The sequence below is a fragment of the Arthrobacter sp. KUASC02 genome, assembly GCF_059739395.1.
Genome location: NZ_AP046053.1, coordinates 770,551 through 793,598 on the forward strand (window position 1 = coordinate 770,551; position 23,048 = coordinate 793,598).

The 23,048-nt window shown below is 66.7% G+C and carries 24 protein-coding genes and 1 pseudogene; 19 read left to right on the forward strand and 6 right to left on the reverse strand.

Annotated features, from left to right (window positions below; translation table 11 throughout):
• Nucleotides 1-265 precede the first annotated feature (265 nt).
• From AC6JAC_RS03530 to AC6JAC_RS03565, 8 genes are all read left to right on the forward strand, one after another.
• Entirely contained in the window at nt 266-1,054 is a 789-nt protein-coding gene (locus tag AC6JAC_RS03530; RefSeq protein WP_497963453.1) for a LamB/YcsF family protein, read from the forward strand.
• 1 nt (nt 1,055) lies between these two features.
• Complete coding sequence (locus AC6JAC_RS03535) at nt 1,056-1,781, forward strand: 5-oxoprolinase subunit B family protein (RefSeq protein WP_497963454.1); 726 nt, start codon at nt 1,056-1,058, stop codon at nt 1,779-1,781.
• Nucleotides 1,778-2,791 (forward strand): 5-oxoprolinase subunit C family protein, encoded by a 1,014-nt coding sequence (locus tag AC6JAC_RS03540; RefSeq protein WP_454699490.1) that lies wholly within the window; start codon nt 1,778-1,780, stop codon nt 2,789-2,791. The genes AC6JAC_RS03535 and AC6JAC_RS03540 overlap by 4 nt, the downstream gene beginning before the upstream one ends.
• 55 nt (nt 2,792-2,846) lie before the next feature.
• On the forward strand, nt 2,847-4,184 hold the full coding sequence (locus AC6JAC_RS03545) for an MFS transporter (protein WP_028269811.1): 1,338 nt from the start codon (nt 2,847-2,849) through the stop codon (nt 4,182-4,184).
• 95 nt (nt 4,185-4,279) lie between these two features.
• On the forward strand, nt 4,280-5,029 hold the full coding sequence (locus AC6JAC_RS03550; protein WP_028269812.1) for an SDR family oxidoreductase: 750 nt from the start codon (nt 4,280-4,282) through the stop codon (nt 5,027-5,029).
• Between the two features lie 42 nt (nt 5,030-5,071).
• Nucleotides 5,072-6,013 (forward strand): 2-hydroxyacid dehydrogenase, encoded by a 942-nt coding sequence (locus tag AC6JAC_RS03555; RefSeq protein WP_497963455.1) that lies wholly within the window; start codon nt 5,072-5,074, stop codon nt 6,011-6,013.
• 137 nt (nt 6,014-6,150) lie between these two features.
• On the forward strand, nt 6,151-6,921 hold the full coding sequence (locus tag AC6JAC_RS03560; protein WP_497963456.1) for an SDR family oxidoreductase: 771 nt from the start codon (nt 6,151-6,153) through the stop codon (nt 6,919-6,921).
• Nucleotides 6,921-7,982, forward strand: a complete 1,062-nt coding sequence (locus tag AC6JAC_RS03565; protein WP_497963457.1) for an L-idonate 5-dehydrogenase — start codon at nt 6,921-6,923, stop codon at nt 7,980-7,982. The genes AC6JAC_RS03560 and AC6JAC_RS03565 overlap by 1 nt, the downstream gene beginning before the upstream one ends.
• Before the next feature lie 27 nt (nt 7,983-8,009).
• On the opposite strand, the gene AC6JAC_RS03570 is transcribed toward AC6JAC_RS03565, so the two are convergent.
• From AC6JAC_RS03570 to AC6JAC_RS03580, 3 genes are all read right to left on the reverse strand, one after another.
• On the reverse strand, nt 8,010-8,393 hold the full coding sequence (locus tag AC6JAC_RS03570) for an RNA-binding S4 domain-containing protein (protein ID WP_028269816.1): 384 nt from the start codon (nt 8,391-8,393) through the stop codon (nt 8,010-8,012).
• A 68-nt stretch (nt 8,394-8,461) separates the two neighbouring features.
• The gene (locus tag AC6JAC_RS03575) at nt 8,462-8,761 is read right to left on the reverse strand and encodes a DUF4193 domain-containing protein (RefSeq protein ID WP_028269817.1); all 300 of its coding nucleotides are present in this window, start codon (nt 8,759-8,761) and stop codon (nt 8,462-8,464) included.
• A 91-nt stretch (nt 8,762-8,852) separates the two neighbouring features.
• Complete coding sequence (locus AC6JAC_RS03580; RefSeq protein ID WP_497963458.1) at nt 8,853-9,785, reverse strand: AraC family transcriptional regulator; 933 nt, start codon at nt 9,783-9,785, stop codon at nt 8,853-8,855.
• A 272-nt stretch (nt 9,786-10,057) separates the two neighbouring features.
• On the opposite strand from AC6JAC_RS03580, the gene AC6JAC_RS03585 reads away from it, so the two are divergent.
• The 6 genes from AC6JAC_RS03585 to AC6JAC_RS03610 are packed head-to-tail and all read left to right on the forward strand — an operon-like array spanning nt 10,058 to nt 16,860.
• Nucleotides 10,058-11,404 carry an ABC transporter substrate-binding protein gene (locus AC6JAC_RS03585; protein WP_497963459.1) on the forward strand — a complete coding sequence of 449 codons (1,347 nt, stop codon included), beginning with the start codon at nt 10,058-10,060 and terminating at the stop codon, nt 11,402-11,404.
• A gap of 26 nt (nt 11,405-11,430) precedes the next feature.
• On the forward strand, nt 11,431-12,399 hold the full coding sequence (locus AC6JAC_RS03590) for a carbohydrate ABC transporter permease (RefSeq protein ID WP_347899095.1): 969 nt from the start codon (nt 11,431-11,433) through the stop codon (nt 12,397-12,399).
• Nucleotides 12,396-13,328 carry a carbohydrate ABC transporter permease gene (locus tag AC6JAC_RS03595; RefSeq protein ID WP_497963460.1) on the forward strand — a complete coding sequence of 311 codons (933 nt, stop codon included), beginning with the start codon at nt 12,396-12,398 and terminating at the stop codon, nt 13,326-13,328. Before AC6JAC_RS03590 ends, AC6JAC_RS03595 begins: the two co-directional genes overlap by 4 nt.
• Before the next feature lie 38 nt (nt 13,329-13,366).
• Entirely contained in the window at nt 13,367-14,425 is a 1,059-nt protein-coding gene (locus AC6JAC_RS03600; protein ID WP_043437700.1) for an NAD(P)-dependent alcohol dehydrogenase, read from the forward strand.
• A gap of 2 nt (nt 14,426-14,427) precedes the next feature.
• Nucleotides 14,428-15,378 carry a carbohydrate kinase family protein gene (locus AC6JAC_RS03605; RefSeq protein ID WP_497963461.1) on the forward strand — a complete coding sequence of 317 codons (951 nt, stop codon included), beginning with the start codon at nt 14,428-14,430 and terminating at the stop codon, nt 15,376-15,378.
• Nucleotides 15,379-15,381: 3 nt separating this feature from the next.
• A complete protein-coding gene (locus AC6JAC_RS03610) occupies nt 15,382-16,860 on the forward strand; it encodes a mannitol dehydrogenase family protein (RefSeq protein WP_497963462.1) in 1,479 nt (492 codons plus the stop codon).
• Nucleotides 16,861-16,924: 64 nt separating this feature from the next.
• Here AC6JAC_RS03610 and AC6JAC_RS03615 read toward each other — a convergent pair whose 3' ends face one another.
• Entirely contained in the window at nt 16,925-17,098 is a 174-nt protein-coding gene (locus AC6JAC_RS03615; protein WP_043437703.1) for a CsbD family protein, read from the reverse strand.
• Between the two features lie 196 nt (nt 17,099-17,294).
• On the opposite strand from AC6JAC_RS03615, the gene AC6JAC_RS03620 reads away from it, so the two are divergent.
• Entirely contained in the window at nt 17,295-17,873 is a 579-nt protein-coding gene (locus AC6JAC_RS03620; RefSeq protein WP_028269825.1) for an adenylate kinase, read from the forward strand.
• On the opposite strand, the gene AC6JAC_RS03625 is transcribed toward AC6JAC_RS03620, so the two are convergent.
• Nucleotides 17,870-18,763 carry an EamA family transporter gene (locus AC6JAC_RS03625; RefSeq protein ID WP_051628739.1) on the reverse strand — a complete coding sequence of 298 codons (894 nt, stop codon included), beginning with the start codon at nt 18,761-18,763 and terminating at the stop codon, nt 17,870-17,872. The genes AC6JAC_RS03620 and AC6JAC_RS03625 overlap by 4 nt on opposite strands.
• A gap of 69 nt (nt 18,764-18,832) precedes the next feature.
• Between AC6JAC_RS03625 and AC6JAC_RS03630 the strand changes: the two genes are divergently transcribed.
• The 4 genes from AC6JAC_RS03630 (at nt 18,833) to AC6JAC_RS03645 (ending at nt 22,329) form a co-directional block, all read left to right on the forward strand.
• A complete protein-coding gene (locus AC6JAC_RS03630; RefSeq protein WP_028269826.1) occupies nt 18,833-19,702 on the forward strand; it encodes a LysR family transcriptional regulator in 870 nt (289 codons plus the stop codon).
• 316 nt (nt 19,703-20,018) lie between these two features.
• Nucleotides 20,019-21,380: an MFS transporter gene (locus AC6JAC_RS03635; protein WP_028269827.1), complete on the forward strand. Its 1,362-nt coding sequence runs from the start codon at nt 20,019-20,021 to the stop codon at nt 21,378-21,380.
• A complete protein-coding gene (locus AC6JAC_RS03640; RefSeq protein ID WP_028269828.1) occupies nt 21,377-22,180 on the forward strand; it encodes a putative hydro-lyase in 804 nt (267 codons plus the stop codon). Before AC6JAC_RS03635 ends, AC6JAC_RS03640 begins: the two co-directional genes overlap by 4 nt.
• Nucleotides 22,177-22,329, forward strand: coding sequence for a hypothetical protein (locus tag AC6JAC_RS03645; RefSeq protein WP_156037066.1), 153 nt, complete (start codon nt 22,177-22,179; stop codon nt 22,327-22,329). Before AC6JAC_RS03640 ends, AC6JAC_RS03645 begins: the two co-directional genes overlap by 4 nt.
• Before the next feature lie 69 nt (nt 22,330-22,398).
• Here AC6JAC_RS03645 and AC6JAC_RS03650 read toward each other — a convergent pair.
• A pseudogene (locus tag AC6JAC_RS03650) lies at nt 22,399-22,970 on the reverse strand (MOSC domain-containing protein).
• Between the last annotated feature and the right edge of the window lie 78 nt (nt 22,971-23,048).

Genomic DNA, 23,048 nt, shown 5'->3' on the forward strand with positions numbered 1-23,048 from the left:
GAGCCTGATGATTGGAACGAGGTGGCACGAATGATTGCAGCACCCTACGGCGCACCCGTCATAACCAGCGCCTATCCCGTGACATGGATTACGTCTTTGTGTGAGCCAATTCGCAATGCCAGACTTTTTGACAGAAGCCCGGCAGTCCGGGCTGCCGGACCGCAAGCCCCGTACCGGGCAGGTTCCCGGAATTCACTTCACTACCGGAAGCTGAACTCTGCGCCCCGTTGCGCAGCTGTGCAGCCAACATCCCAGGAGGGCTCACATGGGACCCACAGTTGATCTCGTGGCAGATCTCGGAGAAGGCTTCGGCGCCTACTCGATGGGCGACGACGCGGCCTTGCTCGAGGTGGTCTCGAGCGCCAACATCGCCTGCGGATTCCACGCCGGAGACCCCGACATCATGAACGCCACGGTCGCCGAATGCGTGCGGCGCGGCGTCAGCATCGGGGCGCACCCGAGCTTCCCCGACCTCCGGGGCTTCGGCCGCCGGGCCATGGACCTCACCGCCGACGAAGTCCGCAACGACATCCTCTACCAGTTCGGCGCACTGAGCGCCTTCGCCGCGTACCACGGCTCCGGCGTCGCCCACATCGCACCGCACGGACGCCTCGGTAACCTGGTGGCCACCCGCGCCGACTATGCGGAAGCCGTGGCGGACGCCGCCGCCCGCATCAACCCGGACCTGATCGTCCTGGCCCAGGACGGCGAACTTGCCGACGCCGCCGCGCTGCGGCAGCTCCCGGTCGCCATCGTCGGCATCGCCGACCGCGCCTACGAGGCAGACGGCACGCTGGTGCCGCGAAGCCGCCCCGGCGCCGTCATCCACGATCCGTCGGCCATTGTGGACCGCACCATCCGGATGGTCTGCGAAGGGCTCATCGAAACGGTGGCCGGGACCGACCTGCGGATCGTCGCCGACACCGTCCTCCTGCACGGTGACACTCCCGGCGCCGTCCAGCTGGCCCGCACAGTCCGCGCCGAACTGGAACGCGCCGGCGTTACCATCGCCCCCGTTGCGCAGGTCCTGGCCGCCAAAGTGAAGGCAGCCTGACATGCCCGCCACCGCAACGCCGACCCCGGTGGAAGTCTTCGAGTCCGGGGACGCCGCACTGCGCGTCGTCGCCTCGTCACCGGACCGCGAGGCCAACTGGAGCACCGTCCATGCCCTCGCCGGATGGCTGGAGGCTGCAGGGGCCGACGGCGTCCACGGTGCCGTGCCCACCTACGACTCCCTGCTCGTGGAATTCGATCCCGGGGTCACCTCCGCGCGCCAGGTCCGTGCCTTTGTCCTGCTGGGAATGCGCCAGCTCGACTTCATCGGTGCCCCGGCCCGGGCTCCGCGGGAGTTCAGCGTCCCCGTGGTGTACGGCGGTGAATATGGTCCGGACCTGGAACGCGTGGCAGAGCACGAGCAGCTGCCCGTCGAGGAGATCATCGCACTGCACACTGCAAAGTCCTACGTGATCCGCTGCCTTGGCGCCCCTGCCGGCTCACCCATGATGGACGGCCCCGATTTTCCGCTCCCCGTGCCGCGGCTGAAGGACCCCCGACTGTCCGTCCCGGCAGGTGCCGTGGCCGTCGCGGGCCGGCAGGCAGTCATCGCCCCGGCCATGGCCCCCGGCGGATGGTGCGTCATCGGCCAGACGCCGCTGGCAGTCCTGGACGTCACCAGCGAACCGCTGGTTCCCTACGTTCCCGGCGATCTGCTGAGGTTCCACCAGATCCGGCCCGAAGAATTCGCCACCTACGCCGGCCGGAAACTGGAGGCGGCACGATGAGCGGCTCCCTGGTCATCCAGCAGTCCGGCAACTCCGTGGTCACCGACCTCGGCCGTTTCCGCGGACCCCGGTTCGGGCTGCCCGTCAACGGTGCACTGGACCAGTTCTCCGCACGCGCGGCCAACATCCTCACCGGTAATGCGGACAGCGCGCCCCTGCTGGAGATTACCGCGCTGGATTTCCGGATGCGGGCCACCACCGACATCCTTGTCGCCGTCACGGGAGCACCCCTGCGGCTCACGGTGGACGGGCGCGAATGCCAGCAATGGGAACCGATCTCCGTGCGGGCAGGGGAAACCGTGGCGCTGCGCCAGATCACCGGCGGACTCCGCGCCTACCTTGCCGTCCACGGCTCGGTGGAGGCACCCGTCCTCCTGGGAAGCTGCGCCCCGGACACCGTCATCGGTTTCGGTCTTCGACTGACCGACGGCACCGAACTCAAGACCTCGCGAAGCGTCCCGCCGATCCGGCAACCGTACTTCGACCTCCCGCTGTTCCGGCTGGGACTGACCCGGCCCGAATTCAGCAGCCATGCGGTGGTGGAGGTCACGGACGGGCCCGACGTGGACGAATTCGGCGACACCGCGGACCTGCTCTACAGCACCGAATACACCGTCAGCGCCCGGAGCAACCACATCGGACTGCGCCTAGGCGGGGACCTCCCCGAACGCCAGTCGGGCGCCGAAGTGCTGTCCCGCGGCGTCCCGGTCGGAGCGATCGAGGTGCCGTCCCGGGATGAACTCCTGGTGCTGCACCGGGGCCGCGGCGTTACCGCAGGCTATCCGGTCCTCGCAGTGGTCACCACCCGCTCGCTGGATGTGCTGGCCCAGGCCAGGCCGGGCCACACCATAACTTTCCGCAGGACCACCGTCCCCGACGCCACGGCGAAGCACAGGGCGGCCCTGCGGGAGCTGGAAAACCTCCGTTCCACCGTCAGCACAGTCTTTGCCCTCCTCGGCATCGGCAGCCGGCCGGGCTGGCAACAGTTCGCCCCGGCGGCCGGAACCTAACACCCCTCGCGTCAGATCCAAAGCCTTGTTACCATCCCCCTTAGTAAGGAAAGCCATGTCAACTTCTACGCACGCGGCCCAGCCGCAAGAGCGGCTCAGCAGCAAGCAGACCCGCAAAGTTGTTACGGCCGGCTGCGTCGGCATTTTCGTGGAGCTCTACGACAACGGCATCTTCGCGTTCATGGCGGGAACGCTTGCCCTCGTCTTCCTGGCGCCAGGCAACCCGGACAACGCCCTGCTGTTTGTCTTCGCCGGCTACGCCGTGTCCTTCTTCGTGCGCCCCCTCGGCGCCGTGGTCTGCGGGTTCCTGGGGGACCGCATCGGGCGCCAGAAGCTCCTGGTCTTCGTCATTCTGCTGATCAGCGTTGCCACGGCGGGCATCGGCCTGCTGCCGGCTTACTCGGCCATCGGCATTGCCGCCCCGATCCTCCTGGTGCTGCTCCGCATGCTGCAGGGTTTCTCCGTTGGCGGTGAAGCCGCCGGCGCCATGACCTTCCTCGCCGAGCACGCACCGGAAGGCAAGCGCGGCATCATCACCTCCTACGCCCAGATCGCCTCCTTCGCAGCCCTGCTCACCGGCACGCTCGTGGCCTACTCCATGTCACCCTGGCTGACCCAGGCAGCCATCGACGGCGGCGGCTTCGGTGCCTTCGCCTGGCGCATCCCGTTCCTGGTTGCCATCCCCATGGGCATCATCGGCTGGTACATCCGCAAGGCCATCAGCGACACCCCGAACTTTGAGAAGCTCAAGGAAGAAGGCGGGCTGTCCCAGAACCCGCTGAAGGAAGCCTTCGCCTCCGCCGAACACCGCCGCGCCATGCTCCTGGCCCTGTTCATCCCGCTGATGAACGGCTCCGGCTACTACGTCCTCTTCTCCTACATGCCCACCTTCCTGAAGGGCAAGCAGCTCAACTTCACCATCGGCGAAGCACTCCTCGTCACCGCCTGCAGCCTGGTGGTCATCTGCATCGCCATCCCGTTCATGGGCGCCCTCTCCGACCGCGTGGGACGCAAGAAGGTCATCGCCGGCTCCGCGATCGCCATGGCAGTCCTCGGCATCCCCTCCTACGCCCTGATCGCCACCGGAGAAATGGCGCTGGCCATCCTGGGCGCCTGCATCATGGCCGTCGTCTTCGCCGGCCACACCGCAGTGATCCACATCCTCATCGTTGAACTGTTCCCCACCCGCGTCCGGTACTCCGCCTACGGCCTGGGCTACAACATCTCCTCGGCACTCTTCGGCGGCACCGCACCGCTGCTGATGACCTGGCTCATTTCCTCCACCGGCAACATCTACATGCCCGCTTTCTACGCCGTGATCACGGCACTGGGCACCCTCGCCGCCGTCAGCACGGTCAAGGACCGGGCGCACCTGCCCCTCCGCGACGCCTAAACCCCACCCATCCGAACAGCAGTGCACTGCCCCCGCCGGCAGTGCACTGCACCAATTGCGGGGCATCAACTGCGCTGCACCCACAGGAGACTTCCATGCCTTTCTCAGACTATTCAACTGCCCTCGTCACCGGCGCATCCACCGGCATGGGCGCCGCGATCGCAGAACGCCTGGCCAAGCGGGGACTCACCGTCCACGCCCTCGCCCGCAACGAGGAGCGCCTGACCGAACTGGCGGACAAGACCGGTGCGATTCCCCATGTGGTGGACCTGACCGACACGGCGGCGCTGGCTGCCGCCGTCGGAAATCTTAAAGTGGATGTCCTGGTGAACTGCGCCGGGGTGTCCCGGCCGGGGAACATCCTGGACTCCAGCGAGAGCGACATCGACGAACTCGTGGACGTCAACCTGCGCGGCCTGCTGCAGCTGACCCGGCTGGTGCTGCCGGGCATGGTGGAGCGGGACCGCGGCCACGTCATCAACATCAGCTCCATCGCCGGGGTGTACAACTTCTACGGCCACACGGTCTACCACGCCACCAAAGCGGCAGTGCACCAGGTCTCCCGGCAGCTGCGCAACGACACGGTGGGCAAGCGCATCCGCGTCACCGAAATCTGCCCGGGACGCGTCGAAACGGAGATCTTCGGCCGCAACATGGGCGGCACTCCCGAAGCCATGGAAGAGGCGTGGAAGACGTATTACGAAGGGTACGAATCGCTGACCACGGACGACATCGTCAACGCGATGGACTACGCGATCGAAACACCACGCCACGTTAATGTCGGCATGCTCGAACTCATGCCAACCTTCCAGGTCCCCGGCGGCCTCACCTTCGACCGCCGCTAACGGCCCCCGCCCCAACCACCACCGATTGAAACAGGTTTCCCGATGCAAACAGTCCGCACCGTCAGCTTCCCCGACCAGCAGCTCCTGGACGATCTCTCGCCCCTTCCCGAGGGGCTGAGGGGAGTGGTGTGGGACTTGAAGGCAGATCCCGACGGCGGGACGCTCAGTGAGATCGACGGCGTCATCCTTCCGTACATCGACGCTTCCGCCGTGCTGGCGTCCCTTGCCGGCGTGCCCAACCTCAAGTACGTCCAGACGCAGTCCACCGGATACGACGGCGTGATCGAGGCCGCCGGTCCGGCGGCCGGCGTGGCCAGCGCCTCCGGCGTCCACGCCGCCGCCACCGCCGAACTGGCCGTGGGGCTGATCCTGGCGAAGCTGCGCGGCATCGACCAGGCCGTCCGCGATTCGCAGTACGGGCTGTGGCGGCCGGAACGGCGCCAGTCGCTGGCGGACCGGCGGGTTCTGCTGGTGGGTGTCGGGGGGATCGGGCATGAAATTGCCCTGCGCCTGTCGCCGTTCGAGGTCACCGTCACGCGGGTGGGAAGCTCTGCGCGCACGGATGAGCACGGCGAGGTTCACGGGTCTTCCGAACTGACCGCGCTCGCCGCGTCGCACGACATCCTGGTTTCCGTGTTGCCCCTGAACCAGCAGACCCACCAGCTGATCGGCGAAGAAGTCCTCGCCGCCCTCCCGGACGGTGCCCTGGTGGTCAATGTGGGCCGCGGTTCCGTGGTGGACACGGCTGCCCTGACCAAGGAAGTCCTGTCCGGGCGCCTGCAGTGCGCGCTCGACGTCGTTGATCCCGAACCGCTGCCCCAGGACCACCCGCTGTGGTCCACGCCGAACGCGCTGATCACGCCCCACATCGGCGGCAACGCGTCGGCGTTCCAGCCCCGGATCCTGAAGCTCCTGAGGCGGCAGCTCGAAGCCCTGGCCGCCGGGCAGGCTCCGGCCAACCTGGTGCAGAGAGGCCCCTTCTAGCCACAAGCGCCCACCCGCCAAGCGCGAACGGACACTTGGCGCCCCTCCTCGAAGGGCCGCAAGTGTACGTTCGCGCCACCAACGACCGACTACCAGCGCGATACCGCGCAGACCGCGGCGAAGGAGCTGCTCTTTCCATGAATTCACTTTTTGACTTGACGGGGCGTGTTGCCCTGGTGACCGGTTCGAGCCGGGGGATCGGTAATGCGTTGGCGCGGGCATTGGCGGATGCGGGGGCGACGGTGGTGTTGAACGGCATCAATGTTGAGCGGTTGAAGGCGGCGGAGGCTGCGATGGCGGCCGGGTATCCGCCGGGGCGGGTGCACAGCTGCGCGTTCGATGTCACGTCCGATGCCGAGGCGGCGCGGGGTGTGGCGTGGGTGGAGGAGAACGTGGGTCCGTTGGAGATCCTGGTGAATAATGCCGGGATCCAGCACCGGGTGCCGATGCTGGAGCTGGATGTGGCGGACTGGGAGCGGGTGATCTCCACGGACCTGACGAGCGCGTTCCTGGTGGGGCGTGAGGCGGCGCGGCACATGATCCCGCGCGGGCGGGGGAAGATCATCAACATCTGTTCGGTGCAGACCGACCTGGCCCGGCCCACGATCGCCCCGTACATCGCGGCGAAGGGCGGGCTGCGGAACCTGACCCGGGCGATGACCGCGGAATGGGCGGCCTCGGGCCTGCAGATCAACGGGATCGCGCCGGGCTATATCCATACCGAGATGACGCAGAACCTCGTGGATGATGAGCAGTTCAACGCCTGGATTCTGGGCCGGACTCCGGCGCACCGGTGGGGGACCGTGCAGGACCTGGCCGGGCCGGCGGTGTGGCTGGCCTCCAGCGGCTCGGACTTCGTGAACGGGCAGACCATTTTCATTGACGGCGGAATGACGGTGGTGGTCTGATGGGCGGTGTTTACCGGCTTCCTGCCGGCGGCCCGGCCGTGGTGGCGCACGCGGCCGGTGACCTCCGGATCGAGGACGTGCCTCTTGGCACGCCTGCTCCGGACGAGGCCGTCGTCGAAGTCCGCTACGGCGGCATCTGCGGTTCGGACCTGCATTACTGGCTGCACGGTGCGGCCGGCGAATCGATCCTGAAGGCGCCGCTGGTGCTGGGGCACGAGATTGTCGGCACCGTGCTGCAGGTCCCGGCGGACGGCACCGGACCGGCCGCCGGGACCCGGGTCGCTGTCCACCCGGCCACGCCCGGCCCGGGCGCGGCCCGGTATCCGGCGGACCGGCCCAACCTCTCACCCGGGTGCACGTACCTGGGCAGTGCCGCCCGTTTCCCGCACACCGACGGCGCCTTCAGCCGGTACGTGAACCTGCCGGCACGGATGCTCCGGGCACTGCCGGCAGGCCTTGGCCTGCGGACCGCGGCGCTGATCGAGCCCGCCTCCGTGGCCTGGCACGCGGTGGCCCGGGCCGGGGACGTCAGCGGCAAAACGGCCCTGGTGATCGGCAGCGGCCCCATCGGTGCGCTGGCCGTCGCGGTGCTGAAACGTGCCGGTGCCCGGCGGATCGTGGCCGTGGACATGCACGCCAAACCGCTGGACATCGCGGCGGCCGTGGGAGCGGACGACGTGCTCGCCGCCTCCGACGCGGCGGCGATCGCCGCAGTGGAGGCCGACGTCGTAATTGAATCTTCCGGCAACCACCACGGCCTGGCCTCCGCCATCCAGGGCGCCGCCCGCGGCGGCACCGTGGTGATGGTGGGCCTGCTGCCCGCCGGCCCGCAACCGGTCCTGATCTCACTCGCCATCACCCGCGAACTGGAACTGAAGGGCTCCTTCCGCTTCAACGACGAGATCGACGACGTCATCACCGCCCTCGCCGACGGCACCCTGCTTATCGACCCGGTCATCACCCACGAATACCCGCTACAGGACGCCCTGGAAGCCTTTGAAATGGCCCGGAACTCCGCCGAATCCGGCAAGGTACTCCTGAGTTTCGAGGCCGCCGGCTAGGACAGTCCGCCTAGGACAGGCCCACGCCTAGGCAGGGCCGCGCAGGCGTTCCATTTCGCGGCGGTCCCTCTTGGTGGGCCGGCCGGTTCCGCGGTCGCGCTGCGGGAGACCGAGCGCGGGCGCTTCGGGCCGCGGCGGGGTGTGGTCGGTGAAGCAGTGCGCGGCCGCCTCGGCGCCCACCCGCTTGGCGATCAGCCGACGGACTTCGAGGATCCGTTCATATCCCGGCTGGCGGACCCGGACGGTGTCGCCCGGCACCAGGGACTGCGACGCCTTGGCCGGGTTTCCGTTCAGCCGGACGTGCCCGGCGCGGCAGGCTGCCGTGGCAGCTGAACGGGTCTTATAGGCGCGGATGGCCCACAGCCAGGCATCGAGGCGGACTGTGGCGGGGGCGGACGGAAGGCTGGTCATGGCTGCTGCCACTATAGCGGGCCGCCCCGTTGTCAACCGTCGTTGGGGACCGGTCCTGGGGCGCGCATCTATCCTTCGCAGTCCTTGCAGTACTTCTTGCCGTCCTTCTCGCGGGCCAGCTGGCTGCGGTGGTGGACCAGGAAGCAGGACATGCAGGTGAACTCGTCCTTCTGGACGGGAATGATCTGCACGAGGAGTTCCTCGTGGGACAGGTCCGCCCCCGGCAGCTCGAAGGAGTCGGCCAGGTCGGACTCATCAACGTCGATTTGCGACGTCGATGCGGCAGAGCGTTCAGGCTTAAGTACGTCGGTCGTGGCGTTTGCCTCGTCCTCTGTGCTCACCCGAGGTGCGTCATAGTCGGTTGCCATGTGCCGGTCTCTCCTTGGAGAAGACGAAGACGGCGTCTGCTCACCGTCTGAAGGAAAAACATCTTAGCCATTCCAGCGGAAACTTGAAAGGTCAGCCGTGTAGCCGCTGGCGGTAGGCCCGCGGGGTTTCGCCGGCGTCGTTGAGGAAGTGCCGGTTGAAGTTGGACAGGTTGGAGAAACCCACCTCGTAGCAGATCTCGGAGACGGCCTTATCGCTGTGCTCGAGCAGGCGGCGGGCATGGGCGAGCCGAAGCTTGCGGACCAGGTCGCTGAAGTTCTGGCCGGTGGCGCGCTTGAAGTACTTCGAGAAGGTTGGTTCCGGCATGCCAACCAGCGCCGCGGCCTCGGACATCTTGACGGTGCCGGCGTGGTTGCCGAAAACGTACTCCAGGACAATATCGACGACGGCGGCGGCCTGGCTGTCCAGCTGGGGCCGGAACCATTCGTCGGCGAGGTATCGCCGTTCATCCTGCGGGGCGCGGGCAAGGACCGCAAAGAGTTCCAGGAGGTGGCGGAGCCGCTCCAGGCCGGTGGTGGATCCCATCGCTTCGATGGCTGCGGCGGCGGTCTCCGCTGAGCGCCCCAGGAATTCTATGCCCCGTGCCGACTGGTCCAGCAGCGGCTTGACCTCGGCCATTTCGGGGACAAGAGCCGCCGTCTGCTCAACCCATTTGGCGTCGAACTGGATGACGGCGTCACGGTTCTCCAGCACTTGGCCGGGCTCCAGGTCGCTGACCCAGTCGTGCGGCAGCCCGGACCCGACAAGCGAGACCTGCCCGGCCTCGAAGGTGCCGATGTGGTCCCCGACGATGAACTTCCCGGTGCCCTTCCGGATGAGGTGGATCTCGTACTCGGGATGGTAGTTCCACCGTGCCACGGGGCTGGGGTAGTCGTGCTGGTGCCACCGGACCGAGTGGTTCGGGTCGGGCGGGATGACTTCCCTGTTGGCCCGCATCCCCAGCAGCCTTTCGGCCAGCCGGGCGGTCGCTCCCTCTGCTCCGTCGGTGAGGTCCGCAGCACTCATAGTGGTTCTCCACGTTCTGGGTTTATGAAAAATGGACGCATCGTGACTGCCTCTCCCCAGATTATCGCCTCCCGCAGGGGCACGTGCGGAAAATTAGTATCAGAAACTGGCAACCACGGCGCTAGTTGTGCCCTGTCCCACAGCCCTATCGTTGAGGAACAACAGCGGGGCACCCCCGGATTTCCCGGCCACCAGCCCCGTCCGGTCCGGTACATCGACATGGCAGTCGAGTGCGGGGACCGCGCACCCCTGAAGAACAAAGGAGTCCTTGAATGCGCTCAAAAATGCGTGCTGCGACCCTGGCCGCCGGCGCTTTGTGCGTCGCGCTGAGTGCCTCGGCCTGTGCAGGTGCCGGCGGAGGCAATTCCGCTGGCGACCCGAACAGCATCAATGTCCTGATGGTGAACAACCCTCAGATGGAGGACCTGCAGCGGCTCACCGCGGAGAACTTCACCAAGGAAACCGGCGTCAAGGTCAATTACACGATCCTGCCGGAGAACGACGTCCGGGCCAAGATCAGCCAGGAGTTCTCCAGCCAGGCCGGACAGTACGACGTCGCGTCGCTGTCCAACTACGAGATCCCGTTCTACTCCGCCAACGGCTGGCTCGCTCCCCTGGACAAGGTGGCCGCGGACCCTGCCTTCGAGCAGGACGACATCCTGCCCGCCTACACGGCGTCCCTCACAGGCGAGGACGGCAAGCTCTACGGCGAACCGTTCTACGGCGAATCGTCCTTCCTGATGTACCGGAAAGACATCCTGGACGCCAAGGGCCTGACCATGCCGGAGAAGCCCACCTGGGATGAGGTGGCGGACATAGCGGCGAAGGTGGACGGGGCCGCTCCGGGAATGAAGGGGATCTGCCTGCGCGGCCAGCCCGGCTGGGGCCAGGTCTTCGCGCCGCTGACCACCGTGGTGAACACGTTCGGCGGCACCTGGTTCGACAAGGACTGGAACGCCCAGGTCAACTCCCCGGAATTCACCAAGGCAGTCGAGTTCTACACCAAGCTGGTCCGCGAGCATGGTGAACTGGGCGCGGCCCAGGCCGGCTTCACCGAGTGCCTGAACAACATGAGCCAAAGCAAAGTGGCCATGTGGTACGACGCCACCTCCGCCGCCGGAGCCCTGGAAGCCGAAGCATCACCCGTGAAGGGCAAGATCGGCTATGCCCAGGCCCCGATCAAGGAAACCAAGTCCTCCGGCTGGCTGTGGACCTGGTCCTGGGCCATGCAGGCAGCCTCAAAGAAGCAGGATGCTGCCGGGAAGTTCATCGCCTGGGCCAGCTCCAAGGAATACGAGGAACTTGTCGCCGCCAAGCTCGGCTGGGCGAAGGTGCCCTCCGGCAAGCGCATCTCCACTTACGAGAACGCCGAATTCCAGAAGGCGGCGCCGTTCTTCAAAGCAGAGCGCTTCGCCATCGAGAACGCGGACCCGAAGAACCCCGGCGCGCAGGAACGCCCGGCCGTCGGCATCCAGTTTGTCGGCATTCCCGAGTTCGCCGCCCTCGGCACCAACGTGTCCCAGGGCGTCAGCTCCGCCATCGCCGGCCAGGGTTCCGTGGCTGATGCGCTGGCCAAGGGCCAGGAAGCCGCACAAAAAGTCGGCAATAAGTACAAGTAGCAACAACCCAACAGCAGGAGAATCCCATGACTACCGCAACGGCGCGTATCTCCCGATCGGGACGCAGCGCAGCCACCCCCTCCAAGAGTGCCAAATCACGTGAGCGTGCGCTGGCCTGGGCACGGCGCGCGCCGCTGCTGCCGGCCCTGATCTTCCTGATCGTCGTCACCCAGCTTCCGTTCGTGGTGACGCTGATCATCTCGTTCCTGAACTGGAACAGCCTCAGCCCGGACAAGACCGCCTTCGCCGGGTTGGAAAACTACGTCACGGTCCTCACGGATCCCGACCTGCGCCAGGCAATCTTCACCACCATCCTCCTGACCGTCTCCGTGGTCCTGGTAAGCCTGCTCGTCGGCCTGGGCCTGGCCCTGCTGCTGGATAAGAAGTTCATCGGCCGCGGACTGGCGCGGACCCTGCTGATCGCCCCGTTCCTGGTGGTTCCCGTAGCCGCGGCGCTGATCTGGAAGCACGCCCTGCTCAACCCCACCTACGGGCTGATCAACGGCATCCTGACCTGGGTCTGGTCCCTGTTTGGCAGCGCAGCCGCGCCGCAGCTGGACCTCCTGTCCCAGGCACCCATGATGGCCGTCATCGTCTCGCTGGTCTGGCAGTGGACGCCGTTCATGATGCTCATCCTGCTGGCCGGCCTGCAGTCACGGCCCATGGACACCGTGGAAGCAGCGCAGATGGACGGCGCCACACCATGGGCCATCTTCCGGCACCTCACGCTGCCGCACCTGCGCCAGTACCTGGAGCTGGGCGGCCTGCTCGGGGCAATCTACATCGTGCAGAACTTCGACGCCGTGTTCACCCTCACCGCAGGCGGACTGGGCACTGCCAACCTTCCCTACGCGATCTACCAGACGTTCTACTTCGCCAACGAATACGGCTTGGCCTCCGCCGCCGGCGTCGTGGTGGTCATCGGCACCATCATCGTGGCCACATTCGCACTCCGCACCGTCTTTTCACTCTTCAAGAAGGAGGCAGCACGATGAGCACCCTCACCCCCGCCGCGCCCCGCAATACGGGCTCTGCCCGGTCCGGATCAGCCACGGCGTTGAATGGCGGCCGCCCGCCGCGGCGCGGCAAGAGCCGCATGGATCCCACCCGCAACAACACCGCGGCCGGGCTCGCGGCCTGGCTGCTCGCCCTGCTCTTCGCCGCCCCGGTGGTGTGGATGATCCTGACGTCCTTCCACTCCGAAACCGATGCAGCAACGAACCCGCCGTCTATCGCCGCCAATCTCACCCTGGACGCCTACCGGGAATTTTTCGGGGAAACCTCCGGCGTCAGCCCGTGGCCTGCGCTGATCAATTCGGCCACCGCCTCGATCCTGTCCACGGTCCTCGTCCTGGTCCTGGCCATCCCTGCGGCATATGCCCTGTCCATCCGGCCGGTGAAGAAGTGGACCGACGTGATGTTCTTCTTCCTGTCCACGAAGATGATGCCCGTGGTGGCCGCGATCCTGCCGCTCTACCTGTTCGCCAGGACCGTCGGCGCCCTGGACAACATCTGGTTCCTGATCCTGATGTACACGTCCATGAACCTCCCCATCGCGGTCTGGATGATGCGGTCATTCCTCGCAGAAGTACCGGTTGAAATGCTCGAGGCCGCCCAGATCGACGGCGCCAACCTTCTGCTGACCCTCCGAAAGATCATCGCCCCCGTTGCGATGCCCGGCATCGCCGCGACCGCACTGATCTGCTTCATCTTCAGCTGGAACGAACTGCTCCTGGCCCGGGTTCTGACCGGCGTGGTGGCAGGCACCGCCCCGGTCTTCCTGACCGGCTTCGTCTCCGGCCAGGGCCTCTTCCTCGCCAAGGTCTGCGCCGCCGCCGTCGTCATTTCGCTCCCGGTACTCTTCGCCGGCTTTGCCGCCCAGGACAAACTCGTCCAGGGCCTCTCCCTCGGCGCCGTCAAGTAACACCACCACCCCCTTTCGATTCCCACAGGAGTACTTCGATGACAACATCAACCACGCAGTCCACCGTGGCCCACCCGCAACTACCAACCACGATGCGCGCCGCCATCCTGAAGCGCCAGGGCGAGATGGCCATGGAAACCCTGCCCGTCCCGCAGCTCGACGCCGACCAAGTCCTGGTCCAGGTCGCCGCCGTCGGCGTCTGCGGCAGCGACGTCCACTACTACGAGCACGGCCGGATCGGCGACTACGTGGTGGACCACCCGCTGATCCTGGGCCACGAACTCTCCGGCAGGATCGCCGCCGTCGGAAGCGCCGTGGACCCCGGGCGCATCGGCCGGCGGGTCGCCGTCGAACCCCAGCGCCCCTGCCGCAAATGCAAGCAGTGCAAAGCCGGCCGCTACAACCTCTGCCCGGACATCGAGTTCTACGCCACGCCGCCGATCGACGGTGCCTTCGCCGAATACGTGACCATCCAGAGCGACTTCGCCTACGACATCCCGGACAGCGTCAGCGACGAAGCAGCGGCCCTGATCGAACCGCTCTCGGTGGGGCTCTGGGCCTGCGAACGCGCCGGGATCAAGCCCGGCAGCCGGGTCCTGATCGCTGGCGCCGGTCCGATCGGCATCATCGCCGCCCAGGCCGCCCGTGCTTTCGGCGCCACCGAAATCTACATCAGCGACATCGCCGAAGACCGGCTGGCCTTCGCCCTGGAACACGGCGCAACCCACGCGCTGAACGCCAGGACGGACAGTGTGGAAGGGCTCGACGTCGACGCCTTCATCGACGCTTCCGGCGCACCGCAGGCGGTCCGTTCCGGCATCAAGGCGGTGGGACCGGCCGGGAAGGTGATTCTGGTCGGGCTGGGGGCGGACGACGTCGAACTCCCCGTCTCGTACATCCAGAACCGGGAGATCTGGCTCTCCGGAGTATTCCGCTACACCAACACCTGGCCGCTGGCCATCCAGCTGATCGCCGACGGAAAAGTTGACCTGGACATCCTGGTCACCGGCAGGTTCGCCCTCGCCGACTCCGAGGACGCACTCAAAGCCGGCAAGCAGCCCGGACAGCTCAAAGCCGTGGTCTACCCGGGCCGCTGAGCATGATCACCGTCATCGGCGAATCCCTTGTGGACATCATCAGCGACCCGCGCCGGCCGCAGGACGTCCGGGCACACCCCGGCGGCAGCCCCCTCAACGTGGCAGTGGGGGCTGCCCGCCTGGGCCTGGCAACGAACCTCGTGACGCACTACGCAGCTGACCGGTACGGGCTCATGATCGAAGGGCACCTGCTGGCCAACGGCGTCACAGTGGTCAGGGGCGGCAGCGCACCCACGTCAACCGCAACCGCAACGCTCAATCCAGACGGCGCCGCCACCTACGCGTTCGACATCGGCTGGGACATCAACGGGGCATCACTTCCGGCACTGGCCGCTGTGGAGGGTTCGGAGCACGTACACACGGGTTCAATCGCTGCCGTGCTGGCGCCGGGGGACCAAGCGACGCTTGCCCTCGTGAAGGCGGCCCGGCGGCACGCGACCATCAGCTACGACCCGAACTGCCGGCCCGAGATCAGCCCCGATGCGGCCGCGGCGCGCGCACGGGCTGAACTCTTTGTTGCCGCCAGTGACGTGGTCAAGGCCAGCGATGAGGATCTGGCCTGGCTCTACCCCGACAGGACGCCGGAGGAATCGGCGGCAGCCTGGCTCGAGCTCGGACCGGCCATCGTGGCCCTCACCCGCGGCGCGGAGGGGCCGGTGGTATTCAGCAGCGGAGCCCGGGTGGAAATGCCGGGGGAAGCCATCACTGTGGCGGACACCGTCGGGGCGGGGGACTCGTTCATGGCGGCCCTGATCTGCGGACTCGCGCAGCTGGAGGCGCTGGGCGCCCCCGCACGCTCACGCCTGCGGAACATCACCACGGATGAACTCCGCGCCTTGGCCGGCTACGCGAACAGGGCCGCGGCCGTCACCTGTTCCCGGCCCGGCGCCAATCCGCCCACGTCAGCCGAACAGGGTTCCTTGACCGGCTCCCTCACTGCATCGGAAGGTTAGACAATGCCTGCACTCGAACCCAGCGTACTTTCCGGCCTGTCCGGTTCCCTGGCGGTGCCCTCGTACGACCGCTCCGGCCTGACAGCCGGGATCGTCCACTTCGGCGTGGGCGGTTTCCACCGCGCCCATCAGGCCATGTACCTGGACCGGCTGATGAACGCCGGCAAGGCGCATGACTGGGCCATCTGCGGCGTCGGTGTCCTGCCCGGCGATGCCCGCATGAAGCAGGCGATGGACAGCCAGGACTGCCTCTACACCCTGGTGGTGAAGAACCCGGACGGAACCCGGGAAGGGCGGGTTATCGGTTCGATCGTCGAGTACCTCTTCGCCCCTGAGGACCCCGAAGCCGTCATCGAAAAAATGGCCTCCGAAGCAATCCGGATCGTGTCCCTCACCGTCACCGAGGGCGGCTACAACTTCCACCACGTCACCGGCGAGTTCGACGCCGGCAACCCGGACGTGGTCCACGACCTCCAGCCCGGTGCCGCGCCGCTGACCACGTTCGGCCTGGTCACCGAAGCACTGCGCCGCCGTCGTGAACGGGGCCTGGAACCGTTCACCGTGATGTCCTGCGACAACATCCAGGGCAACGGGGACGTGGCCCGCACAATGTTCACCGCGTTCGCGCACCTCAAGGACCCTGACCTCGGGGCCTGGGTGGAGAACAACGTTCCCTTCCCCAACAGCATGGTGGACCGCATCACTCCGGTGACCACCGACGCCGATCGCGCCGCGATTGCCGAAGATTTCGGCGTCGAGGATGCCTGGCCGGTGGTGTGCGAACCGTTCGAGCAATGGGTCCTTGAAGACCACTTCAGCCTCGGCCGGCCGCCGTTCGAGGATGCCGGCGTCCAGCTGGTGGAAGACGTGGAACCCTACGAACTGATGAAGCTGCGCCTGCTCAACGCCAGCCATCAGGGCATGTGCTATTTCGGCTACCTCGCCGGCTACCGCCACGCCCACGAGGTGGCCCAGGACGCCCTGTTCGCGCAGTTCCTGCTCGACTACATGGACAAGGAAGCCACGCCCACGCTGCACCCCGTTCCCGGGATCGATCTCGACGCCTATAAGCGGACCCTGATCGAGCGGTTCTCCAACGAACACGTCCGCGACACCCTGGCCAGGCTGTGCGCCGAAAGCTCGGACCGGATCCCCAAGTGGCTGGTTCCGGTCATCCGCATCAACCTCGAACAGGGTGGCGAGATTGCCCGGTCCGCGGCGATCGTGGCCAGCTGGGCACGCTACGACGAAGGAACCGACGAGCAGGGAAACCCCATCGACGTCGTCGACCGGCTCAAGGAACCACTGATGGCAGCCGCAGCCCGGCAACACGAGGAACCGCTCGCCTTCATCGCCAACCGTGAGGTTTTCGGGGACCTGATCGACAATCCCGTCTTCGTGGCCGCCTACACCCAGGCGTTGAACGACCTCCACCGCGTCGGAGCCCGGGCGGCCCTGGAAGCCCTGGCTTCCCGTTCTTAGGCCGGAAACGAGGAAGGGTGCCGCCCGCGTCAATGCGGGCGGCACCCTTCCTCTGTTTGGCGGCCTAATCCTTGAAGGCGTCCTTGACCTTCTCGCCGGCCTGCTTCAGGTCCGCTTTGGACTGGTCCGCCTGGCCTTCGGCTTTCAGGCCCGGATCGTTGCTGGCCTCTCCGGCCGCTTCCTTGCCCTTGCCGCCCAGCTTCTCGGCAGCATTCTCGATCTTGTCTCCCAGACCCATGGTGGTACTCCCTCCGGTTTGGTTGCCGCCGGCCGTGCGCCGGTTGCTCGCAAATTCATCGTAAACCCGATCCCCGCCCGATAGTAAGTATGCTGACTGAATTTGTGGCGGCTTCGCCAATGCAGCCTGGTCGCAACCTTTGAAGTCCTAGCATGGGGACACACTCCCCACAGCGACACAACGAAGGGTTACGCGAATGACCAGATTGTTGATTATCGGCCCGCCCGGTTCCGGCAAAGGCACGCAGGCGGAGCGAATTTCGGACCGCCTTGGCGTCGTTGCGATCTCCACGGGCGACATCTTCCGGGCTCACGTCAGGGGCGGGACGCCGCTCGGCGTCGAGGCCAGGAAATACATGGACGGCGGCGATTTTGTGCCGGACAGCGTCACGAATGAGATGGTGCGCAGCCGGCTAAGCCAGGACGACGTCGGCAACGGCTTCCTGCTGGACGGTTACCCGCGGACTGTAGCGCAGATTGATTACCTGGACGGCGTCCTGGCCGCACGAGAGCTGACCCTCGACCTCGTTCTGCAACTGACCGCCGACGATGAGGAACTGGTAAAGCGGCTCCTGGGCCGCGCCCGGGAAACCGGCCGCAGCGATGACAACGAAGCGGTGATCCGCCACCGGCTGGACCTCTACCACGATCAGACCGAGGCGGTGGTGGCCGCGTATGCCAAACGCACCATCCTGACCCGGGTGGACGGCATCGGCGCGGTCGATGACGTCACCGACAGGGTCATGGATGCCATCGACGACAAGGTGCCGGGCTAAATAGCCACGGGCGGAGTCCTGCGGCCCGCGAGCCAGATGGCCGCAGTGTTGGTGGCCACGATCACCGCCATGCCCAGCCATTCGTGGAGCACCAGGATCTGCCCCAGGACCACGGTTCCGGAGAGTGCGGCGAGGATGGGGTTGATGCTCATGAACACGCTGAAAAACCCGGCGGGCACGTGGCGGAGTGCGATGAGGTCGGCGGCGTAGGGAATGACCGAGCAAAGAAGTCCGGCAATGACGGCGAAAAGCAGCGCCGGGCCGGCGAGCATCCCTTGCATGAGGAGGTAGGCGGCCACCGGCAGGTAGAACACGAGGGAAACCACGGTGGCCGCAGCCGGAGCCTGCAGGCCGGGCAGCCGCTGGCCGGCGACGCGGTTCAGCACGATGTACGCCGCCCAGCACGCAGCCCCTGTCATGGCGACGGCTATGCCGGCGAAGTCGCTGGAGGGCCCCGGCATCACAAGGACGAAGACTCCCAGGCCTGCGCTCAGCCCGCACAGCAAATCCCGCCGCGTCCTCGATCCGAGGAGGGCAACCGCCAGTGGACCCAGGAATTCCAGGGTGACGGCAAGGCCCAGTCCGATCCGCTCGATGGCCACGTACAGGCAGATGTTCATCAGGGCGGTAGCCGCCCCCAGCAGCAGGACCGGCCACCATTGCCTCCACGTGAACCGATGGAAGGGAGGGCGGGCCACGGGAAGAAGCACGGCAGCGGCCACCAGCTGCCGCACCGCCACCACCCCAGCCGGTCCGATCATCGGAAAGGCATGGGCGCCGATCCCCGCGCCGACCTGGTTGCTGAGCCCGCTGCCCGTCATGGTCAGGACACCGCGAACCACTGACGACTCGCGGGCCGGCTCCGCGCCCTGCACTGAATAAGCGTCCATAACCCAAAGTGTCCGGGCAAACGCGTGCTCCGAAAAATGTGCCCAGCGATGGTTCTATACGATGACCGTATGAATGTAGAGCTGCGGTACCTCCGGGCACTGGTGGCCGTGGTGGACTCCCAGACGTTTACGGACGCCGCCATCGCGCTCGGGACATCCCAGGCCGCCATCTCGAGGTCCGTCGCGGCGCTGGAGCGGGCCCTTGGACTGCGCATCCTGCAGCGAACAACCCGGAACGTCACCCCGACGCCCGCCGGGGAACGGGTCATCGAGCACGCACGGCGCGTCCTTGACGAGGTGGCGCTGCTGGAACGCGCAGCCCAGGACCAGGGCGGCGAACTACGGGTCAGCTATGCGTGGTCCGCGCTGGGCCGCCGCACCGTGGCCCTGCAGCGAAAATGGGAAGAGCTCCACCCTGCGGTGCGCCTGCTCTGGGTCCAGTCGAATGCCCCGACAGGCGGCCTGGCAAACGGCGGCGTCGACGTCGCCGTCGTCCGGCGCCCGCTTGCTGACAACCGCATCGTGACGACGCTCATCGGCACCGAAGCGCGCTACGGCGCCGTCGCCAAGGGGGATCCGCTCGCCCGGAGGCGCTTCCTCCGCCTGTCCGATTTCGCCGGACGAACGATTGCGGTGGACCACCGGACAGGAACCACCACGGAAGAGCTCTGGCTGGGCATGGACGGGCCGGCGTCGGTCCGGCTGGTGCAGGGCGTGGACGAATGGCTGACCCTCATCTCCACGGGACAGGCCGTCGGAATGTCCTCGGAGGCCACGGCGGCGCAGAATCCAAGGCCGGGAATCACCTACCGGCCGGTCCGGGACGCCCCTCCGATTTCCGTGTTCCTGGCGTCCTGGAAAGACGATCCCTCGGTACTCGTCGCGGACTTCACCCGGCTGGCCCGGGAGGCGTTTGTCCCGGACCAGCCGGAACTGTAGGGCAGCGGAACCAAAGCAAGCGGGCGACGGCGGGACCTCCCGCCGTCGGCCGCTTGCGTTGCGGCTTGAGGCTGACGGTGTGAACTCCTGCCGGAACACGGTTAACCCTTGACGGTGTGATCTGCGTCGCGTAGATTGTTCAACAGTTCGGATTGTTCAACGATCCAACGATTGCTTGATCGACCTTGCAGCCCTCACGGTAGCTGCACACCCGCCCTAATGCCCCGCATGCGACGCTGCACGCCGGACAGAAGAAGGCGCCCAGCAGCATCCGCCCGCATACGGATGACATCCGCACTTTTCATGGAGGATACAAATGGCCACTCCATCAGTAATGGCCCACGGTGACCCGAAACCCTTTGTAGGGCGCAAGGGCATGTACAAGGCATTCGCAGCCAGCTTGACCGGAACCGCACTGGAGTTCTATGACTTCGCCGTCTACTCCGCCGCGGCCGCGATCGTTTTCCCGCTCATCTTCTTCCCGGCCTCGGACCCCGTCACGGGCACCCTGCTGGCCTTCTCGACCTACGCGGTGGGCTACATTTCCCGGCCCGTCGGCGGCATCATCTTCGGGCGGCTGGGGGATGAGATCGGCCGCAAGAAGATCCTGGTCATCACGCTGATGCTCATCGGCGTCGCGACGTTCCTGATCGGCCTGCTGCCCACGTACGACAATATCGGCGTCATCGCCCCCGCCATCCTGGTCTTCCTCCGCTTCGCCCAGGGCGTCGGCGTCGGTGGCGAATGGGGTGGCGCAGTGCTGCTCTCCAGCGAATTCGGGGACCCCAACCGCCGCGGATTCTGGGCATCTGCCGCCCAGATCGGCCCTCCCGCCGGCAACCTGATGGCCAACGGTGCGCTCGCCGTCCTGACCCTGACCCTGTCCGAAGAGCAGTTCCTGAGCTTCGGCTGGCGCATCGCCTTCCTGATCTCCGCCCTGCTGGTGGCCTTCGGGCTCTGGATCCGGCTCAAGCTCGAGGACACCCCCATCTTCAAGGCCATGGAAGCCAGGGGAGACAAGCCTAAGGCTCCGATCCGGGAAGTCCTGACCACCCAGCGCCGGCCGCTCATCGCAGCCATGCTCAGCCGGATCGGCCCGGATGTCACCTACGCTCTGTGCACGGTTTTTACCCTCACCTACGGCATCCAGGAGCTTGGCTTCGACCGCGGCCAGGTACTCGTGGCCGTACTTATCGGGTCAGCCCTCCAGCTCTTCACCATGCCGCTTGCCGGGGCCATCTCGGACCGCATTAACCGCCGGCTGGTCTACGGCATCGCCGCAGTGGCCGCCGCCGCGTGGGCGTACCTGTTCTTCATCGTCCTCGAAGGACGGTCCCCGGTCATGCTGATCGTGGGAACGGTCCTGGGCCTGCTCTGCCACTCGTTCATGTACGGCCCGCAGGCGGCTTTTGTGGTTGAGCAGTTCTCGCCGCGGCTCCGCTCCACCGGCAGTTCGCTGGCGTACACCTTCGCCGGCATCATTGGCGGCGCCATTGCACCGTTCATGTTTACTCTGCTGCTGAGCACTTTCCACAGCTGGGTCCCGGTCGCCATGTACCTCAGCGTCGCGTGCCTGCTGACCCTGGTTGGCCTGGCCCTGGGTCGGGACTCCAATGTTGCCGAGGACGAGGAATACCTGCAGTCCTCGGGCGAACCCGCCGAGGCCGTGGCCCGGTGAGCAACGCCACCGCCCTCATGGCACCCTCTGCCGCGCGCCTGAAGTTCCGCAACGGCCTGGTCACCCCCACCTCCGGATGGAGCGACGGCTACACCCAGGCCAACCTGATTGCGGTGGCGGCCGACTACGCCGACGAATTCATTGAGTTCTGCCGGCTCAATCCCAAGGCCTGCCCCGTCATAGACATCATCCCGGCGGGACATTACGAAAGCGTCCTCGCTGCAGGATCGGACATCCGCACCGACATCTCCTCCTACCGCGTGTGGGTGGACGGCGAACTTGCCGACCAAGTCACTGACGTAACGCCGGTGTGGCGTGAGGACATGGTGGGCGTCCTCATCGGCTGCAGCTTCACCTTCGAGGCCGCGCTTGCCGGTGAAGGAATCCCGCTGCGGCACACGGAAACGGGCCGCAACGTGCCCATGTACCGCACGAACATTGAGTGCACTCCGGCAGGAAGGATTCACGGTCCGATGGTGGTGTCCATGCGCCCGATGCTGCCCGGGCTGGTCGAAACCGCCATCAGGGTGACATCGGAGGTGCCGAAGGTCCACGGCGGCCCGGTGCACGTCGGGTCCCCGGAAGACCTGGGCATCGCCGACATCAACCGCCCCGACTTCGGGGACGCAGTGGAGATCCGGCCAGGCGAAGTCCCGGTTTTCTGGGCCTGCGGTGTGACACCGCAGAGCGCGGTTATGGCGTCCAGGCCCTCCTTTGCCATCAGCCACACGCCCGGGCACATGTTCATCACCGATGTCCCGGAAAGCAACTACCGGGAACCGGCAGGAGTGTCGTCATGAAGAAGCGACTTCTCGTTGCCGAGGCACGGGCCCGCAGGATCAACAACCTGGCTGCGCCGCGGCGTCAGGGCACTGGCGCAGGCCAACCGGCCGGCAAAGCTGGAACCGGCGGGGCCGTGCCGGCCGCTCCGGAGCATCACAGACTCTAAGGACAGCAAGCGGCAGACGGACGACGACGGGACCTCCCGCCGTCGTCCGCTTCCGTTGTGCCTGCCGCGCTACGGCAGCCGCGACGGCCGGAGCAGAGTGGGCGTGCCTGCGCGGTCGGGTCGAGCGGAACGGGGCTGACCAGCACCGCCGGGCCGCGGTGCAGGATGCCGCCCGAGAGCACCTGGCAGCGGACCCCGCCCCGCCCGCGCATCGCCTTGTGGGCGCCCGGGGCGAGCATCTGGTCCATCCAGGCGCAGGGGTGGGCGGGCCGCCCGGCCTTCAACCGGACAACGTCCCCGCGTGATTCCAGCACAAATTCTCCGCCCAGCAACGGTGCCAGGTCTGCACCCCTGAGGACCACATTGCGCCGCGTCAGCAGCGGGTCAAAGGGGCCGGCCCCCAGCTCTGCGGCCATGGCTTCGAGCGCCTCGACGGCGAAGAGTGTGACGGCGGCATCCATATGGGCGGCCTTCCCGAAGAACCGGTCGCCCACAATGCCTTTGCCCGCCACCAGTTCAACCCGCTCGGCATCGGTGGTGGGGACGTCGGCTGCACCCTCGCGGGCGCGGCCGAAGTAGGCGTGCGCCGGAGACACCAGCAGGTGCAGGACCTCCACGTCATACCTGTAGCTTGCCGTCATGCCTCAAGATTACGCCGCAGAATCTGCCTGATCCGGCGGCCCCTATAGGCTTGACCCGTTCCCAGTCAGCCTGCGTCA

Coding starts and splice junctions, on each gene's coding strand:
- AC6JAC_RS03530 (WP_497963453.1), top strand. CDS start 266: ATGGGACCCACAGTTGATCTCGTGGCAGATCTCGGAGAAGGCTTCGGC.
- AC6JAC_RS03535 (WP_497963454.1), top strand. CDS start 1,056: ATGCCCGCCACCGCAACGCCGACCCCGGTGGAAGTCTTCGAGTCCGGG.
- AC6JAC_RS03540 (WP_454699490.1), top strand. CDS start 1,778: ATGAGCGGCTCCCTGGTCATCCAGCAGTCCGGCAACTCCGTGGTCACC.
- AC6JAC_RS03545 (WP_028269811.1), top strand. CDS start 2,847: ATGTCAACTTCTACGCACGCGGCCCAGCCGCAAGAGCGGCTCAGCAGC.
- AC6JAC_RS03550 (WP_028269812.1), top strand. CDS start 4,280: ATGCCTTTCTCAGACTATTCAACTGCCCTCGTCACCGGCGCATCCACC.
- AC6JAC_RS03555 (WP_497963455.1), top strand. CDS start 5,072: ATGCAAACAGTCCGCACCGTCAGCTTCCCCGACCAGCAGCTCCTGGAC.
- AC6JAC_RS03560 (WP_497963456.1), top strand. CDS start 6,151: ATGAATTCACTTTTTGACTTGACGGGGCGTGTTGCCCTGGTGACCGGT.
- AC6JAC_RS03565 (WP_497963457.1), top strand. CDS start 6,921: ATGGGCGGTGTTTACCGGCTTCCTGCCGGCGGCCCGGCCGTGGTGGCG.
- AC6JAC_RS03570 (WP_028269816.1), bottom strand. CDS start 8,393: ATGACCAGCCTTCCGTCCGCCCCCGCCACAGTCCGCCTCGATGCCTGG.
- AC6JAC_RS03575 (WP_028269817.1), bottom strand. CDS start 8,761: ATGGCAACCGACTATGACGCACCTCGGGTGAGCACAGAGGACGAGGCA.
- AC6JAC_RS03580 (WP_497963458.1), bottom strand. CDS start 9,785: ATGAGTGCTGCGGACCTCACCGACGGAGCAGAGGGAGCGACCGCCCGG.
- AC6JAC_RS03585 (WP_497963459.1), top strand. CDS start 10,058: ATGCGCTCAAAAATGCGTGCTGCGACCCTGGCCGCCGGCGCTTTGTGC.
- AC6JAC_RS03590 (WP_347899095.1), top strand. CDS start 11,431: ATGACTACCGCAACGGCGCGTATCTCCCGATCGGGACGCAGCGCAGCC.
- AC6JAC_RS03595 (WP_497963460.1), top strand. CDS start 12,396: ATGAGCACCCTCACCCCCGCCGCGCCCCGCAATACGGGCTCTGCCCGG.
- AC6JAC_RS03600 (WP_043437700.1), top strand. CDS start 13,367: ATGACAACATCAACCACGCAGTCCACCGTGGCCCACCCGCAACTACCA.
- AC6JAC_RS03605 (WP_497963461.1), top strand. CDS start 14,428: ATGATCACCGTCATCGGCGAATCCCTTGTGGACATCATCAGCGACCCG.
- AC6JAC_RS03610 (WP_497963462.1), top strand. CDS start 15,382: ATGCCTGCACTCGAACCCAGCGTACTTTCCGGCCTGTCCGGTTCCCTG.
- AC6JAC_RS03615 (WP_043437703.1), bottom strand. CDS start 17,098: ATGGGTCTGGGAGACAAGATCGAGAATGCTGCCGAGAAGCTGGGCGGC.
- AC6JAC_RS03620 (WP_028269825.1), top strand. CDS start 17,295: ATGACCAGATTGTTGATTATCGGCCCGCCCGGTTCCGGCAAAGGCACG.
- AC6JAC_RS03625 (WP_051628739.1), bottom strand. CDS start 18,763: ATGGACGCTTATTCAGTGCAGGGCGCGGAGCCGGCCCGCGAGTCGTCA.
- AC6JAC_RS03630 (WP_028269826.1), top strand. CDS start 18,833: ATGAATGTAGAGCTGCGGTACCTCCGGGCACTGGTGGCCGTGGTGGAC.
- AC6JAC_RS03635 (WP_028269827.1), top strand. CDS start 20,019: ATGGCCACTCCATCAGTAATGGCCCACGGTGACCCGAAACCCTTTGTA.
- AC6JAC_RS03645 (WP_156037066.1), top strand. CDS start 22,177: ATGAAGAAGCGACTTCTCGTTGCCGAGGCACGGGCCCGCAGGATCAAC.